Here is a 16,916-nt window from a genome sequence, read left to right as displayed (position 1 = left end):
TGTTCATTTGTGAGGGATGCTCAATGTTTTACGTGCAACGCGATGCGCAAGGCCAGTTGATTCGCGTGGAAGCTGCGGCGTACGCCGAGGCCACGGAAACGCTGCCCGCCGATAACCATGAGATTCAGGCGTGGTACGCCAACGAAGCCGTGGAAAACAGCCTCAAACAGCTCAAGCAGAGCGACTTTGAAATGATTCGGGTACTCGACGACCTGATTCAGGTGCTGACCCAGAAAGGCGTGATCCGCGTCACTGACCTGCCAGCGGCGGCCCAGGCCAAACTGATGGATCGTACCCAGGCACGTGAAGCGCTGGGCGGGTTGAGCCAGTTGATCGATGAGGATGAGGGTGGGTTGATCTGATCCTCCCAGGATCCAAAGCTTACCCTCACCCCAGCCCTCTCCCTGAGGGAGAGGGGGCCGATCGAGGTGTCTTGCGCTATCCATCGACCTGAGCGATCGAGTCGATTTTGGATTCAGTGGAGCTCTTGCACGTCGGCGTATCTCGTAAATATCCCACGGTCAGTCCCCTCTCCCTCTGGGAGAGGGTTAGGGTGAGGGCGCTTATTGGCTCACCCCCAAGGCTTCGGCTCACCGAGCAACTGCCCCTGCACGCCATACAAGCCCATCTCGCGAATCACTGACAACTCCCCTTCAGTCTCGACCCGCTCGGCAATCAGCGGCAGATCGATGCTGTGCGCTGCGCGCTGGATCGCTTCGATGAACAGGCGCTTGTCGCTCTCCTGATCGATCGCCCGAATGTAGCTGCCATCGATCTTCAAGTACGCCAGACCCAACCGCGCCAGGTTGCCGATCATGCTGAAGCGCCCGCCGAAGCGCTGCAGACTCAGCGAGAAACCGAGCTCGCGCAGGCGTCGGGTCAACTGCTCCAGCACGGCCTGTTCAGGCAATTGCTCCTCGCCGATTTCCAGAGTAAGACGCGCGCCGAGATTGGAATGCGCGCGCAGAATCTCGAAGACCTTGTTCAGCGCCTGCGGGTCAGCCAGGGTCGCCGAGGACAGGTTCAGCGCCAGCGAATCCTCGTGCCCCTTCATCTGCTCGAGCACGCGTTCGAGCATCAGCCGATCGAGCCGCGCGGTCCAGCCGAAGCGCTCCAGCCACGGCAGGAAGCGCCCGGCGGGAATGGTCTGGCCCTGCTCGTCGAGCAGGCGCGACAGGACCTTGTAATGCAGCACCAGTTGCGTGTCCTGCGCGGCGACCACCGGCTGGAAATACAACTCGAAACGCTGCTGACTCAAGGCCTGATCCAGCAGTCGATGCCAAGCGTGATGGTCATCACCGACCTCCGCCACCAGACTCTGATCGATACACGCCCAATTCTGCTCGCCCTGCCCTTCGGCCTGCGCGAGCGCCTGATCGCCCAGTGTCAGCACCGCTTGCGGGGAGTCGCCGTGAGCGAAGGGCGCCAGCCCGATCGAAGCCACCGCCGGCACATCGGTCGCGCCAGTGGCATGCAGGCTGCTCAGGGCATTGTCGAGATTCTGCGCCAACTGCAGCGCTTCCTCACGCACCAGCCCCGGCGCCAGCACGGCGAATTCACCGCCGCGAATGCGCGTGACCAAGTCCTGGGTTTGTGGATATCTGGCGCACTCGCGGGTCAGTTGCTCACCGACAGCCTTGAGCAATTGGTCGGTACGCTGGCCGCCGAGACGCTGGTTGAGCCCGGCCAGATCCTTGACCCGCAACAGCAGCAAATAACCGGAACTGGCCTGCTCCGGGTTGCTCACACGGTTGTTCAGTTGCATCTCGAAATAACGACGGTTGGCCAGGCCGGTGAGGTTGTCCTGATAGGACTCGGTACGCAGTTTTTCACTGCGCTCGGCCTGCTCCTGGAACAATGTCTTGAGCTTCTCGACCATCTGATTCATCGCCTGCACCACGCGACGCAATTCAGGCGTGCGCGGCAGATCCGGCAGGCTGAGAAATTCGCGGCGGGCAATCGCATGGGACTGCTGGACCATGTAATCGAGCGGCTTCAACTGCCGACGCAGCAACAGCGCGCCGAGCACCGCACTCAATGCGCCGCAGATCAGCAACCAGCCAAGGCTGCCCAGTGCGCTCTGCCACAGCTTGGCCACGGCGAACATCGGATGGCTGACCACCTCGACCCGCGCCGCCTGCTCCCAGCCACGACTGACCAGTGCATCGCCACCAGCCGGTTCGAGGCCGATCAATTTGACGAACCAGTCCGGCACGTTGCTCACCGCCGGGGTACCGCTACGCTCGACAATGGTCTGCTCGGTCTTCACGTCGACCACGCGGATGCTCGCGTAATAACCGCTGTCGAAAATCGAACTGACCAGCAACTCGACCATCGCCGGGTCGTCGATATTCGGCGTCAGCGACAACGCCAGCGCCGTCGCCGCGTCCTGTGCGTGGGAGCGCAACTGGTTGACGTACTGGGTGCGCGAGCTCTCCAGGCTGACCATGAAGCTGCCGGTGAAGGCCACGACCAGGAACAGACAGATAGCGATCAACAGCTGTTTGAACAAAGACATCTGAGCGCGTGCTCCTAGTTAGTCGTCTCGACCGGGAAACCTTCGGCCTGCATTTTTTTCAGCACATCCTGCCAGCGTGACAGGCGTTTGGTGTCGCCGACCTTTTTGTTGCCCTTGGCGCCGGGCAAATACAGGCCTTCGGCATTGAAAGAGTAGACCGGCAGCAAATCGGTTCGCTGCGCCGCCGGCTGGATCGGATCGATCAGGCTGTCGAGCACCAGCGGCATGGCATCGGGGGTCGCATAGTACGTCAACACCATGTGCGCGCGGTTCTGCCGCAGCGCCTTGACGTAGGTGATGCGCAGCTTGTCACTGGAAACGCCGAGATGGCGCAGGCTGAAATACTTGGCGATGGCGTAGTCTTCGCAGTCGCCGGCGCCCTTCCACAGCGCTTCGATCGGGGTTTCCCAGTAATCCACTTCGCGCCACAGATCGATGTCTTCGACGTAACGCACCTGCTTGTTGAAGAACAGGTTCACCACTTTGAGCTTGTCCATCTCACTGGCCTGCTTCTGCGTCGCCAGCAGATTCTGCCAGGCATCGATGCGCTGCTGCCCGGCGCCCAGTGGCCCATAAAGAGCAGTGGCCTTGCGGCTGATCGCGGAAAAATCCCAATCGGCGTGCAGACCGCCCAGCATGACACCGGCCAGCAGCAATGCGCAGCCAAGCCAGCGCAAGGTCCGAGGGATCGCGAAACGTACCGCCACTGCAGGTTTCCAGATGGGTAAAAAGGAGGCGTTTGATGGTGAAGCTTAGCCCGGCAAAAAACAATGGCACCGTGAGATCATCGAAGACCCGCTAGACTTGAGATTGCCGCGCAACGTTTTACAAGGTTTGACAACCTGTAGAGCAATCACTAGTGTCATTTGGATCCAAATATTGCGACCTACAGGGTGTGTTGTCGTGACTCAGAAGCCCAAACCGCTGCACAGCATCAAAGTCGAAGGACCGATTCCTGCGCATCTGGCCCGGTCGGTGATTGAAGAGACCCTGCGCTCGGCCATTCTCGATGGCCGCCTGCCCTGTGGCACTGCGCTGCGCCAGCAGGATCTGGCCGATCTGTTCGGGGTCAGCCGCATGCCGGTGCGCGAAGCCTTGCGTCAGCTCGAAGCGCAAGAGCTGCTCAGCGTCACCACGCACAAAGGCGCCGTAGTCGCGCCACTGATCCAGGGCGATGCCGCTGAAACCTACGAGTTGCGCATTTTGCTCGAATCGGAGGCATTGCGGCAGTCCATTCCGCTGCTGACTGAGGCCGAGCATCAACTCGCCGCCGGCTACATCGAAGAACTGGAAGCGCAGCACGACTACAACGAGATCGGCCGCCTCAACCGTCTGTTCCACATGGCCCTGTACAGCAAGGCGCCCAATCAGCGACTGCTGCGTCTGGTGGAAGACGGTCTGAATGAAGAAGAACGTTTTCTGCGTTTCAATCTGGAAGCCATGGGCCTGGGCAAGCTGTCCCAGGATGACCATCGCGCCATGCTCCAGGCCGTGATCGAGCGGGACATCCCGCGCTCGCTCGAAATGCTGGAGCAGCACCTCAACCGTGGCGTCGAGGTCATCACCCGCTACCTCGCGACTCCCGCCGCACAGAAGCGCCACACCGCACGCTGATATCTCGTACGTCGAATAATCCCCTTACAAATCTTCGCGACCGCTCTGCTGCCGGGTCTGGCAGCGGATCGGCGTGCCCGCTGGCGACCGCCCCGACCCTGCCGACGCGTTTCCGCTGCCCGCCGATGACCAATCGGTAATAGCCCTGACGGCAATTTACCCGCACTCTTCCAGCGCCACCCCTACAGAACGGGGACGCGCCGCCCTGACGGCACAGTCCCCGCAACAGGAACCTACGGAAGGAGCCTTGTCACGGGAAACAGGAAGTCATGGCGCCGGTCCCGGCCAACTTTCGCCCCCTTTGAATTCATAAACTTCCCTTGTTTAAAAAGTTGCTTCGAGTGAGGCATTCACTCTTGTTATCGATTTTGGCCGTTATTAGCCGAAAGGAGTAACTACGCCCAAATAAAACTTGATCCGAAAGTTTTATCGGCCACTCTCATATTCAAAAAACAGCCAACTTAAAATAATTAAAAATAAACTTGTTAAATGCATTTGCCCTGTATTAGTTTTTCTCTCGCCAGGTTTGAACGTCGCCGTTCAGCGCGGCATACCTTACGCAGCAGATGTAGCAACCGTGGCGCCGCAACGGCGTTACACCGCAATCAAGCTATTGCCCGGACAAGTTCCCATCCAACTTGCTCGACCGTTTAAAGCAATGGCAAAGAACCGTGCACTTCATATCAATGATAAAGGACATCATGATGCCTACTAAGCAGCAACTCGCCCTGAAGAAAGCCGAACTGAGTATTCACCCGATCTTTTCCGAGATTACTTCGTTATCGGTATTACGCCGTTTCATGGAAACCCATGTATTTGCCGTATGGGACTTCATGTCGCTGACCAAGCGCCTGCAACAGGAACTGACCTGCACGCGTTTGCCCTGGTTGCCGCCGCGCGATCCCCACGCCGCTCGGTTGATCAACGAGATCGTGCTGGGCGAGGAATCGGACGATCGCCTCGATGCCGGCCATTATAGCCACTTCGAGTTGTACCTGGATGCGATGCGCGAAATCGGCGCGAGCACCTCGGCGGTGGAGCGCTTCGTCGCGTTGCAGCGCGAAGGCGTGAGTTATGACGTCGCATTGCAAAGCGTCGACGTCGACCCGGCGGCGGCACAGTTTGTTCGCGATACCTTGCGCATTGCCCTGGAGGCGCCGGGACACAGCGTTGCCGCCGCGTTCCTGCACGGTCGCGAGAGCGTTATTCCGACGATGTTCCAGCGCATCCTTGATGACTGGGGCATCGGCATCGAACAGGCGCCGACCTTCCGCTACTACCTGCAACGGCATATCGAAGTCGATTCCGAAGACCATGGCCCCGCCGCCGAACAGTTGCTGGAGCGTCTGGTCGATGGCGATCCGCAGCGCGCAGCCGAGGTTTACGCCAGCGCCATCGCTGCCGTGGAAAGCCGCATCGCCTTGTGGGACGGGCTGCGCTTGAGCATGGGCGTGGAAGTTGCCGAGGTGGCCCAATGAACGCTGCCGACTATCAATCCTTCGCCGAGGCCTGGGAAAGCCGCGCGACCATCCGCACCCGTCCACGGCGGTTGCTCGAAGACGATCAGCGCTTGATCTATCCACTCAGCCGCCAGCCGCTGGTGCTCAGCGAAACCTTCCTGCGTGAATGCCCGCAACAACGTGATTTCGCCCTGGTGCAGACGTTGTACAAATTCATCAATGACGTAGTGATTTTCGAGACCGAAATCGTCGACAAGACCGCCCGCAGCATTGCCAAGAATCGCTTCGCCGTGGCGTTCCCGTTCGCCTGTCGTTACGACGCGATGACCGTGGTGGTCGATGAGGATTACCACGCGCTGGTGGCCATGGATTTCATGCAGCAAACGGTGGCACTGACCGGTATCGAACCGATTCCGTTGCCCGACGAAATCGAATTGAGCCGGGCGATTCCCGCCGCTGTTGCGCTGGCGCCGGAACACCTGCGCAGCGCGGTGGAACTGATCTGCGTGGCGATCGCCGAAAACACCGTGACCGGTGATGTCGCCGCGTTCGCCCGCGACGATTCGGTCAAGCCGTCGATCAAGGGCCTGATGGCCGACCACTTGCTCGACGAAGGTCGCCACTCGAGTTTCTGGGCGCGGATGGTGCGCATCTATTGGCACACCGCCAGCGACGCAGACCGCGAAACCATCGCGCAGATTCTGCCGGTGTTCATCGGCCATTACCTGACCAACGACATCCAGAAGTCCTTCGATTTGCGCCTGATCGATGCGCTGCCGGTCAGCGAAACCACGCGCCATTCACTGCGCGAAGAAATCGCCGGACTGGCCTTCCCGATCAATCGCCACCACCCGCTGGTGGGCAACATCGTCAGGTTTTTCCACAACAGCTCGCTGCTCGACACACCGTGCGTGCAGCACGCGCTGCGCGACTATCTGGTTTGAGGAGGCTGACATGAAACGTCTCGACATTTTGCTCACCGGCGCCAGCCAGGCCATGACCGATCTGGCCCGGGAGCTCGAACAGCATGGCCATGCTGTGACCCGCAGCGGCGTGGCTCAAACGGCGGTGGATCTGATCATCGACGATGGTTTTATCGCTGCCGGCGACTTCTGCGCGATCCCGCATCTGCACCTGCGCCTGGGTGTCGCCGCGCAAGACCATGGCGGCCTGCCGACCCTCGACTTGCTGTGCTTTCTCGGCTCGTCGCTGATCAGCCGTGTGCCGATTGGCGATGAGCCGTCCGGCAACGGTCAGTCGCTACGCCAACGAGCGCTTGCCCATGTGGTCGATGAGGTGGCGTTGCTGGTCAGCCGCTTTTCCCGCGATGCCGATTATTTCCGCCATGCCCCTGCGCTGATCGCGCCGGATTTCGAACGGCTGGAAGACCTGCTGTTTATCGACAAACTGGCGTATGTCCACCGTCTCAACGACACGGCAAACCCGGCGCTGCTGCAACAAGCGCAAATCCCGCTGATCGAGCGCCTGCAACAGAGCCTGATCGAGCATGCCGAACGACCTGCCCTGCACCTCGGCGGACAGTCCATCAGCTACCGCCAGTTGCACGCCCACAGCCGCGCGATTCAACAGCGCCTGCTGCCCTTGCTCGAGCAACATTCGCAGCCGTGGGTGGTCGCTGTCTGCCAAGGCAAAAGCCCGGCACTGTTCGCCTCGATTCTGGCGATTCTCGGCAGCGGCGCGGTGTACTTGCCGCTGGAGCCGAGCCATCCGTTGCCGCGCCAGCAATACATCCTGGAAAACGCCGGCGCGGTGCTGTTGCTTCACGATGGACGGCAGGCGCTCAGCGAATCGATAGCGGGGCTGGATGTCAGTGACATCGAAGCGCCGAACGCCGATCTCGATCGGCCGCTGATGCAGCACCGCCCGGAACTTGATGCGCCGTGCATGGCGCTTTATACCTCGGGCACCACCGGGCATCCGAAAGGCGTGCTGCTCAGCCAGGCCAATCTCGCTCACTTCACCGCGTGGTACGCCGACTACGTGCAGTTGCACGCCGAGAGTCGGGTGTTGCAGTTCTCATCGCTGAGCTTCGATTCATCGCTGATCGACATCTTCCCCAGCCTGCTCGCAGGGGCAGAACTGGTCGTGCCCGACGACACCCAGCGCCGCGATCCATTGCAGCTGGTTGCGCTGATTCGCCGACGGCAACTGACCCACGCCTTCCTGCCGCCGGCATTGTTGAGCATCCTGCCACTGGAGCAACTGGAGGGCGTGCAGGTGATGACCGGCGGAGATGTCTGCGAGCCGTACGTCATCGAGCAACTGACCCGCCAAGGCACCCTGCACAACCTGTATGGCCCGACCGAAGCCACCGTGCTGATCACCGCGCGCCAGCTCAAACCGGGCGACAGCAACCGCACGCTGGGAGGGCCAATCGCCAACAGTCGGGTGCTGATTCTCGACGACGATCTGCAACCGGTGCCCGATCAAACCGTCGGTGAACTGTTCATCGTCGGGCCTGGTGTCTGCCTCGGTTACCTGAACAATCCGCAGCAGACCGCCGAGCGCTATCTGAACCTGTCCTTGCCCGGGGGCGAGACCCTGCGCGCCTATCGCAGCGGCGACATGGCCCAGTGGGGCGAGCACGGTATCGAGCTGTGCGGGCGGCGCGATAATCAGGTGAAAATCCGTGGCTTTCGCGTCGAGCCGGAAGAGATCGAGCGCTGCCTGCGCGAGAGCCGCTTGTATCGGCAGATTGCCGTGGTCATCGACAGTCAGCGACGCATTCTGGCGTTTATCGCCCAGCCACAAATCGAGACTGCCCGCGACGAATTGAAGGCTCACGCCCGGCAGTTTCTGCCGGACTACATGCAACCGGTAGCGTGGACTGAACTGGCGCAGATGCCGTTCGCCAGCAACGGCAAAGTCGATCGCAACGCGCTGCTTGCATTGCCGGTGACGGTGCAGGACAGCGCTGCGAAATGCCTGCCGGCCAATGCTGACGAAGCGCTGCTTCTGGAGATCTGGGCCGAATTGCTGGAGCTGCCGACCAGCGACATTTCCACTGACGAAAGCTTCTTCAATCTCGGTGGTCATTCGATTCTGCTGTCGCGGATGTTGCTGCGCTTGCGTGAGGAATTCGGCCGAAGCATTTCGATCAATCGCTTCATCGAACAGCCGACCATCAGCAAACTGGCGACGCTGGTGCGCGGCACCGACGACAGCGCGGTACTCAGCGCCCAAGCCATGGCCGACGCCGAGCGCGCGCTGGATATCGAACCGCTGCCGATCAGCCGCATGGGCGATGTGCACAAGGTCATCGTCACCGGTGCCAACAGTTTTGTCGGCGTGCACATCGTCGAAGCGCTGCTCGGTTGGGGCGCCAGCGAGGTCGCCTGTCTGGTACGTGATAGCGCCGGGCAAACGGCGACGCAACGCTTCGCTCAGGCACTGCGCGAAAACCGTCTGGAGCACCTCGATCTCAGCCGTGTGCGGGTTTACGCAGCTGATATCAGTCGCCCGCAACTGGGCCTGGGCGATGAGGATTATCAGCGCCTGGACCGCGAGTTCGGTGCGCTGGTACACAACGCCGCCAACGTCAACCACGTACTCGATTACGAGTCCCTGGCGGCGGACAACGTCGAGCCGATCTTCGCCCTGCTGAAGCTGTGCGAGGGGCGCAGTAAGAAGGTCTTCAACTTCGTCTCGACCCTGTCGGCATCCAGCACCGTGGATGATGCCGGTCGGGTGCTGGAACTGCCCGCCGCCGCGACGCCGCCGATCTACATTCGCAACGGCTACAACCTGTCGAAGTGGGTCGGCGAACGCATCCTTGAGCGGGCGCGCGAGCGGGGTGTACGGGTCAATCTGTATCGCCCCGGCAACATCAGTTTCAACAGTCTCAGCGGCGTTTGCCAGCCGCACAAAAACCGTTTGATGCTGATGCTCAAAGGCTCGATCCAGCTCGGTCAGGTACCGGCCTTTGCGCTGAATTTCGACCTGATGCCAGTGGACTTTCTCGCCCGCTTCATCGCCTTCCATGCCAGCCGTTATTCAGCGGATCGTGCGGTGTTCAACCTGCACAATCCCGAGCCGCTGAGCTGGGATGCCTACGTCGCTTCGTTCCGCGAAACCGGCAGCGAGTTTGCGCTGGTCAGCGTCGCCGACTGGCAGCAGCAACTGAACCGGGTCGACGCCGACAACGCGCTGTTCGGCGTGCTCGGTTTCTACCTCAACGGCTTTGAAGAAGACATCGGCGACATCTCGCTGATCGGCCACGCCAACGCCGAGGCCGGCGTGCAGCAGATGGGCGCGCACTACCCGCAGAAATCCCCGGCGCTGCTGCGTCGCGGCTGCGACTACCTGAAAGAAATCAACTTCATCTGACTCATCCAAAAGGAGCAACACCATGAGCAATCTGCAACCCGACACACTGATCAAAAACCCGCAAGGCTGCCACGTTGTGTCGTCGGTGGAAGTGCCGGCGGACGCGGCACAAGTCTGGGCGGTCGTTGGCGATTTCGCTGGCTTCGAACGATTCATTCCGGCGCTGTCACACACCGAAATGACCGGCGAGGGCGTGTCTTCGCTGCGCAAGAAAATCTTCAAGGACGGCAACGTCGTGGTCGAACAACTCAACTCGCGCGATGAACAGGCACAGCGCATGACCTGGACGACGATTTACAACACCCTGGGGGTGGCGAATCTGTGGGCGGCAATGCAGGTGGAATCGCTGAGCGAAGGGAAGTCGCGAGCGACCTGGACGATCATTGCCGAACCGGCTTCCGGTGGGGAAGAGGCGCTGCCGGGATTCAGGGAATTCGTGCAAGGGTATGCCGATGATGCGATGGGCAATGTCTTGAAGTTGTTTGTTTAAGGCATCGGTTTGGCGGTGATTGAACCGCCGCTTTCGCGAGCAGGCTCGCTCCCACATTTGGAATGCATTTTCCCTGTGGGAGCGAGCCTGCTCGCGAAGAACGATAACGCGGTCTGCGATCTGTGAATCAGATCTTGAAGCTGTCGACCAACTGCTTCAACCGGTTCGCCTGCTGCGACAACGCATCACAATCCTTCAACGTTTCGTTGAGGTTGGCCACGCTCTGCTGGTTCAACAGGTTGATCTGGTTGACGTCGACGTTCAGCGTTTCCACCACCGCCGTCTGCTCTTCAGTCGCCGCTGCAACCGATTGGTTCATGCCGTCGATTTCGCCGATGCGCTGGGTCACGCTGACCAGACGCAGACCGGCCTGATTCGCCACTTCCACGCTCTGCTCGCTGGACGCCTGGCTGGCGTTCATCGTGCTCACCGCTTCGCGCGAACCGACCTGCAGCGAGGTGATCATCTTGTGGATCTCTTCCGCCGATTCCTGGGTGCGATGAGCGAGGTTACGCACCTCATCGGCAACCACGGCAAAACCGCGCCCGGCTTCACCGGCACGCGCGGCCTCGATGGCAGCGTTGAGCGCCAGCAGGTTGGTCTGCTGCGAGATGCCTTTGATCACGTCGAGAATGTGGCCAATGTTGTCGGTGCTCGCGTTCAGGGTTTCGATCTGCGTGCACGACAGGCTGATCTTCTGCGACAGCTCGGTCATCGCCTGAATGGTCTGCTCGACCACCTGACGACCATCATCGGCCTGCTCGGAAGCGCCACTGGCGTGCTGCGAAGCATCCGCCGCGTTGCGCGCGATTTCCTGAGTGGCCGCGCCCAGCTGATTGATCGCCGCCGCGACGCTGTTGGTGCGCGCACTTTGCTCGTCGGAACCGACGATCGAAGCGTTGGACGACGCCATCACCCGTTGCGACAAGTCGTGAACGTGACGAGTCGCCGACGACACTTCGGAAATCGATGCGTGAATCCGTTCAACGAACTGGTTAAACGCGCTGCCCAGTTCACCGAACTCGTCTTTGCTCTCGACCACCAGACGCCGGGTCAGATCGCCCTCGCCCTGGGCAATGTCTTTCATCGCGCGGCCCATGGTGGTCAGCGGACGCATCAACACGTTGATCAACAGGCTCAGCAGCAAAGCAATCGCCGCGACCGCGACAAACATGGCGATCAACGCCGAAGTGCGGAATTGGCTGAGTGCGGCGTAGGCCTTATCGCGATCGATCGACAGACCGATGTACCACTGCGCATTCGGCAGATCGCTGACCGGGGTGAACGAGAGAATGCGCTCCTGACCGTTGAGCACGACATTCTGGTTGCCCTTCTCGATGCGCACGCTGGTATTCGGGTAAATGTCCTTGAGGTTTTTCATTACCTGATCTTTGTCCGGGCTGACGATCACCTGACCGTCAGCACTGACCAGAAACGCATGGCCGAGGCCACCGAAGTCCACCGAGTTGATGATCTTGACCAGGGTTTCCAGGCTCAGGTCACCGCCGACCACACCGAGCAGTTCGCCGTCCTTCTTCACCGGCATGGCGATGGTCACCACCAAGCCGCCGACTGCCGCCATGTACGGCGGCGTCAGCATGGTTTTGTCGGCGGCCACGGCCTGCTTGTACCAAGGCCGCTGACGCGGATCGTAACCGTCCGGCATCTTCGCATCGGGGCGCTGGGTGAAGACACCGTTGGCCTGGCCGACGTAAGTGAACTGGAAGTTCGAAGTGAAGGCCGGTTGATCGACAAGGCCCGGCAAGTCGGCATTCCTGCCTTGATGGGCAACGTTCTGCGCGAGGTTTTCCAGCACCAGAATCCGTCCGCTCATCCAGTTCTGCACGCTGCTGGCGGTGAGGTCACCGGCCTGCTGCACAGAGGACTGCAGATTCTGGCGAATGGTGTTTCGCTGCAAGTAATCGTTGTAGAGCGTGAACAACGCGAACGCCAGGACGACGACGCCCGAAGCGGCCAGGAGGATTTTATGGCTGAACTTGAGATTCATTTCATGGGACTTCTTATGCCAAAAGTGGGGATGCGTTCCGGTTGCAACATTCCATGTACAGCGCAGGCAGCGTTCTTCTGGCCGCTCTACTTTGGTGCACGCATTTCTCACCAGTCTGTCGGCCAACGGCGGAGAAATCTTAGGGCCGCGTGAGAAATGGACGGTTTTAGGACAGGATTCCCGCCGAACGGCGTGCCAGAGCGGCTGCGAGGGAATTTTTCACAACCGCCATAGGGACGACGGTTGCAAAATCTGTAACCCTTGATGACAATGCGACTAATTATCATTTGTGACGTTCGGGCTGGCGTGGTCATGTCTTCACCTGAGTTGGTCGTACAGGCGCTTTACGGTAGTCATCACGGCTGGCTCAACGCTTGGCTGCGCGCGCGGCTGGGCAACGCAGCGGATGCGGCGGATCTGGCTCAGGACACTTTCCTGCGCCTGCTGCAACGCACCGAACGCCTCGAACTCAAAGCGCCTCGCGCTTTCCTGCGGACCATCGCGCGCGGCCTGGTGATCGATCATTGGCGTCGCGAGGAAATCGAGCGGGCCTATCTGGAAACCATTGCTCATTTGCCTGAAGGCGAAGTACCTGACGCCGAATCGCGCGCGTTGGTGCTGGAACTGCTGGAAAGCATTGCGCGCATGCTTGAGGGTTTGAAGCCGAAAGTGCGTCAGGCGTTTCTCCTGGCGCAGTGCGAAGGTTTGACTCACAAACAGATCGCCGAGCAGTTGGGCGTGTCGGTACGTTCAGTGGAACGCTACGTCGCCGATGCGCTGTATCACTGCTATGTGTTGCGATATGAAAGCTGATGCCTGTGGATAATCTCTCACTCGGTCGCCGCGTCGAGCCGCGTCAACACGTGGTCAAGCAAGCGATTCACTGGCTGCTGCGGCTGCGCAATAACCACGGCAATTCGCGGCTGACTCGCCAATGCGAGCAGTGGCGCGCCGAGCATCACGAACATGAAATCGCCTGGCAGCGGGTACAGTCGCTGCAAGCCGAATTGAGCTCCAGTCTGCGCGCCGTGCCGGGTGCGCAGGTCGCTTTCAATACCTTGGAAAACAGTGCGCAGGGGCTGGGCCGACGCCAGGCCTTGAAGTTGTTGTCGGGCGCGCTGTTGATGGGCTCCGCCGCGTGGCTGGCCAAGGACAGCGCCGCTTGGCAGCAATGGAGCGCCGACTACGCGACGGCGACCGGCGAACGGCGCGGTTTCCAGTTGCCCGACGGCACGCGCATCGAACTCAATACCGCCAGCGCCGTGGACCTGGATTACACCGCGCAGCAGCGCCTGATCAAACTGACCCGTGGCGAAATCATCGTTACCTGCGGCGGCTCTGACGAAGGCGCGGCATCCGATCGACCGCTGCGCGTACAGAATCGCCACGGGAGTTATGAACCGTTCGACGCGCGTTTCATTTTGCGTCAGGACGATCAGTGCACGCGGCTCAGCGTTACCCGCGGCCGAGTGTTGGTTCGCGCTGGCGGTCATTCCCTCGAAGCGCTCGCCGGGCAAAGTTTTCTGGTCAACCAAAGCGGTTGGCGCGCAGCGCCTACGCCGGATATGGATGCGGGCGCCTGGCTCGACGGTTTGATCGTCACGCGCAATATGCGCCTGGGTGATTTTCTTGCTGAAGTCGCCCGTTATCGCCCGGGGTTTCTGAGTTGCGCGGCGGATATCGCAGACTTGCGCCTCTCTGGGGTGTTCCGTCTGGAGGACACCGACAGGCTGCTGGCGGTCCTGCCGCAGACGCTGCCGGTGCAATTGCGTTATCGCACCCGTTGGTGGGTGACTCTGGAGCGTGCGGTCTGAACATTTTTTGGCGGGTTTTCGCAGGCAGTCCGGCTTAGTCAGTAAGCACTTCAACTCAGCCCCCGCGACTGCCTACGGAAATCCACAATGACTGTCCGCGCCACTTGTAAGAACCCTCTGAATTTCACTGCAGAATCGACACTGCTGCGCCATGCGGTTCGGGCCGCACTGCTGACCACCGCGCTGGGCGTCAGCGTGTTACCGAGCCTGAGTCTGGCCGCCAACACCGGCACCGAGATCAGCCACCGCTACAACATTGCTGCCGGGCCATTGGGCGAGGCGTTGAATCAGTTTGCCCGGCAGGCCGGTATCACCCTGGCGATGACACCGCAACAGACTCAAGGTCAGCAATCACCCGGCGTGCAGGGTGAATATTCGACCGACCAGGCCTTGAGCCATTTGCTCGGCAGCTCAGGGTTGGAAGCCGTCAGCCAGGACGGCAGCAGCTACATTCTGCGCCCACTCGCTGAAAGCGAAGCTCTGGCCTTGCCGACCACTGATATCAAAGGTTTTGCCCTCGGCAACGCGCTGGGCAGCATGGCCGGCTACAACGCCACGCACAGCCAGATCGCCACCAAGACCAGTACCGCATTGCTGGAAACCTCGCAAAGCGTATCGGTGGTCACGCGCGAGCAAATGGATGACCAAGGCTCGCAGACCGTCTCGCAAGCGATGCGCTACGCCCCGGGCGTGCTGACCAACCCGTATGGCGCTACGCACCGTTACGACTACGTGGCGATGCGCGGTTTCAACGACGGCTCGGTGGACAACATCTACCTCGACGGCCTCAAGTCGATGGGCGACAGCGGCACCTACAGCACCATGCAGGTCGATCCGTATTTCCTTGAGCGTGTGGACATTCTCAAAGGCCCGTCGTCCGTGCTGTACGGCCGCAGTTCGCCCGGAGGCCTGGTCGCATTGACCAGCAAAAAGCCGTTGTATGAGGCCTACCATCAGGTGCAAGCCACGGTGGGGACGCAAGGCCAGCATGGGGTTGGTTTTGACTTCAGCGGTCCGGTCGATGACGACAAGCGCATTGCCTATCGTCTGACCGGACTAAGCGATCAGTCCGACACGCAATTCGACCATAACAAGGAAAAACGCTTCGCCCTTGCGCCGACGCTGAGCGTCGATTTCAGCGAAGACACCTCGCTGACTCTGCAAGCCTATCTGCAGCACGATCCGGACGGCGGCTATCACGGCGGCGTTCCGGCGGACGGCACAGTCCATCAGCGCAATGGCGAGCGCATCTCGCCGCGCTTCTTCGAGGGCGAGCCGGGGATCGATGGCTACTCCCGTGACCAGCAGTCGTTTGGCTATCAGTTCGAACATCGTTTCAACGATGTCTTCACCGCCCGGCAGAACTTCCGCTATCTCGATTCCAAAGTGAACATGGATCAGGTCTACGCCTATGGCTGGACCACTCCGACCAGCAATGAACTGAACCGTTATTACACCGGCGGTGATGAGCGCCTGCATGCGTTTATCGTCGACAACATGCTGCAGGCCGAATTCTTCACCGGCGCGACCAAGCACACAGTCCTGATGGGCGCGGATTATCAACGGCGCAAAACCGTGGTCGACTGGACCAGTGGTGGACTGGCGCCGATCAATGCGTTCAATCCGGTATACGGCAACTCGGCGATCGAAATGTACGGCGACACCAGCTATCTGCGTCGCCTCGAACAGACCGGTGTGTACCTGCAAGACCTGATCGAGATGGACAAGTGGCGCTTCTCGCTGGGCCTGCGTCAGGACTGGGTCGAGACATCCGATGAAAACCGCATTGCTGAAGCAGGGCGTCCTGTTGGCACAGAGATCAATGATCAACGCACGAAACTCACTGGCCGCGCCGGCGCGCTATACCTGTTCGATAACGGTCTGGCGCCATACATCAGCTACTCCGAGTCTTTCAACCCGAACTCCTATGCCGACAGCGCCGGCAACCCACTGGCTCCTACCGATGGCAAACAGTGGGAAGTCGGTTTGAAGTACCAGCCGCCGGGCACCGATAATCTGTTCACCGCCTCGCTGTTCCGCATCGACCAGGAAAACCTCGCGACCAAACTGCCGCAGGAAAACTTCTATCGCGCGGTCGGTGCCGTACGCTCGCAAGGTCTGGAGCTGGAAGCGCACATGCAACTGACCGATAACTTGAAAGTGCTCGGCAGTTACACCTTCACCGACATCGAATATTCCAAATCGATGATCAGCACCTTGAGCACGCCGACCGATGTCATCGAGAACAAGGGCAACTCGCCGACTCAAGCGCCGCGCCACATGGCCTCGCTATGGGCTGACTACAAATTCGACAGCGCCGCACTTGATGGTCTTCGCCTGGGTGGTGGGGTGCGCTATGTCGGCTACAGCTGGGCCGATGCGGAGAACACAATGAAGGTGCCGTCTTACACGCTGTTCGATGCCTCGATTGGTTATGACTTGGGCAAGGTCGGCTTGAAAGGAGTGGATGTACGGCTCAATGCGAACAACCTGACCAATGAATCCTATGTCGCGTCCTGCGCCAGTCTGAACTTCTGCTACATGGGCGAAGAACGCAACGTAGCGGCGACCGTCAGCTATCAGTTCTAAAGCCGTGTCCTGTGCATAAAAAAGCCAGCCCCTGATATCAGGGGCTGGCTTTGTCGTTTCTTCGGGGGTGTTCTGT

General features: G+C 60.2%; 12 protein-coding genes and 1 pseudogene. 9 read left to right on the top strand and 4 right to left on the bottom strand.

The features are described 5' to 3' along the window. Positions 1 to 23 precede the first annotated feature (23 nt). Positions 24 to 362, top strand: coding sequence for a hypothetical protein (locus tag AB4N73_RS22505; RefSeq protein ID WP_016772279.1), 339 nt, complete (start codon positions 24 to 26; stop codon positions 360 to 362). Between the two features lie 209 nt (positions 363 to 571). On the opposite strand, the gene lapD is transcribed toward AB4N73_RS22505, so the two are convergent. Both lapD and lapG read right to left on the bottom strand, forming a co-directional pair. Then, positions 572 to 2,518, bottom strand: coding sequence for a cyclic di-GMP receptor LapD (gene lapD, locus AB4N73_RS22500; protein WP_056786903.1), 1,947 nt, complete (start codon positions 2,516 to 2,518; stop codon positions 572 to 574). Between the two features lie 14 nt (positions 2,519 to 2,532). Beyond that, positions 2,533 to 3,225, bottom strand: a complete 693-nt coding sequence (gene lapG, locus AB4N73_RS22495; RefSeq protein WP_056786901.1) for a cysteine protease LapG — start codon at positions 3,223 to 3,225, stop codon at positions 2,533 to 2,535. Positions 3,226 to 3,421: 196 nt separating this feature from the next. Between lapG and AB4N73_RS22490 the strand changes: the two genes are divergently transcribed. The 5 genes from AB4N73_RS22490 (at position 3,422) to AB4N73_RS22470 (ending at position 10,429) form a co-directional block, all read left to right on the top strand. Next, positions 3,422 to 4,132 carry a GntR family transcriptional regulator gene (locus AB4N73_RS22490; protein ID WP_056786898.1) on the top strand — a complete coding sequence of 237 codons (711 nt, stop codon included), beginning with the start codon at positions 3,422 to 3,424 and terminating at the stop codon, positions 4,130 to 4,132. Positions 4,133 to 4,833: 701 nt separating this feature from the next. Then, a complete protein-coding gene (locus AB4N73_RS22485; protein WP_236169884.1) occupies positions 4,834 to 5,610 on the top strand; it encodes a DUF3050 domain-containing protein in 777 nt (258 codons plus the stop codon). Then, positions 5,607 to 6,536 carry a diiron oxygenase gene (locus AB4N73_RS22480; RefSeq protein WP_460059745.1) on the top strand — a complete coding sequence of 310 codons (930 nt, stop codon included), beginning with the start codon at positions 5,607 to 5,609 and terminating at the stop codon, positions 6,534 to 6,536. Before AB4N73_RS22485 ends, AB4N73_RS22480 begins: the two co-directional genes overlap by 4 nt. Positions 6,537 to 6,546: 10 nt before the next feature. Further along, positions 6,547 to 9,939, top strand: coding sequence for a non-ribosomal peptide synthetase (locus AB4N73_RS22475; RefSeq protein WP_460142561.1), 3,393 nt, complete (start codon positions 6,547 to 6,549; stop codon positions 9,937 to 9,939). Positions 9,940 to 9,961: 22 nt separating this feature from the next. Beyond that, positions 9,962 to 10,429 carry an SRPBCC family protein gene (locus AB4N73_RS22470; protein WP_236169887.1) on the top strand — a complete coding sequence of 156 codons (468 nt, stop codon included), beginning with the start codon at positions 9,962 to 9,964 and terminating at the stop codon, positions 10,427 to 10,429. A 127-nt stretch (positions 10,430 to 10,556) separates the two neighbouring features. Here the strand turns inward: AB4N73_RS22470 and AB4N73_RS22465 are convergent, their stop codons facing one another. Both AB4N73_RS22465 and AB4N73_RS22460 read right to left on the bottom strand, forming a co-directional pair. After that, on the bottom strand, positions 10,557 to 11,342 hold the full coding sequence (locus tag AB4N73_RS22465) for a methyl-accepting chemotaxis protein (protein WP_370593577.1): 786 nt from the start codon (positions 11,340 to 11,342) through the stop codon (positions 10,557 to 10,559). 69 nt (positions 11,343 to 11,411) lie between these two features. Further along, a pseudogene (locus AB4N73_RS22460) lies at positions 11,412 to 12,437 on the bottom strand (HAMP domain-containing protein); the annotation flags it as partial. Positions 12,438 to 12,749: 312 nt separating this feature from the next. Between AB4N73_RS22460 and AB4N73_RS22455 the strand changes: the two are divergent. From AB4N73_RS22455 to AB4N73_RS22445, 3 genes are all read left to right on the top strand, one after another. Beyond that, a complete protein-coding gene (locus tag AB4N73_RS22455; RefSeq protein WP_041479723.1) occupies positions 12,750 to 13,250 on the top strand; it encodes a sigma-70 family RNA polymerase sigma factor in 501 nt (166 codons plus the stop codon). Further along, positions 13,250 to 14,251, top strand: a complete 1,002-nt coding sequence (locus AB4N73_RS22450) for a FecR domain-containing protein (protein ID WP_236169888.1) — start codon at positions 13,250 to 13,252, stop codon at positions 14,249 to 14,251. Before AB4N73_RS22455 ends, AB4N73_RS22450 begins: the two co-directional genes overlap by 1 nt. An 87-nt stretch (positions 14,252 to 14,338) precedes the next feature. Continuing rightward, positions 14,339 to 16,840: a TonB-dependent siderophore receptor gene (locus AB4N73_RS22445; protein ID WP_236169889.1), complete on the top strand. Its 2,502-nt coding sequence runs from the start codon at positions 14,339 to 14,341 to the stop codon at positions 16,838 to 16,840. Positions 16,841 to 16,916: the final 76 nt, after the last annotated feature.

This window comes from Pseudomonas sp. S3_B08 (assembly GCF_054667725.1).
This window is presented reverse-complemented; position numbering and strand designations above follow the sequence as displayed.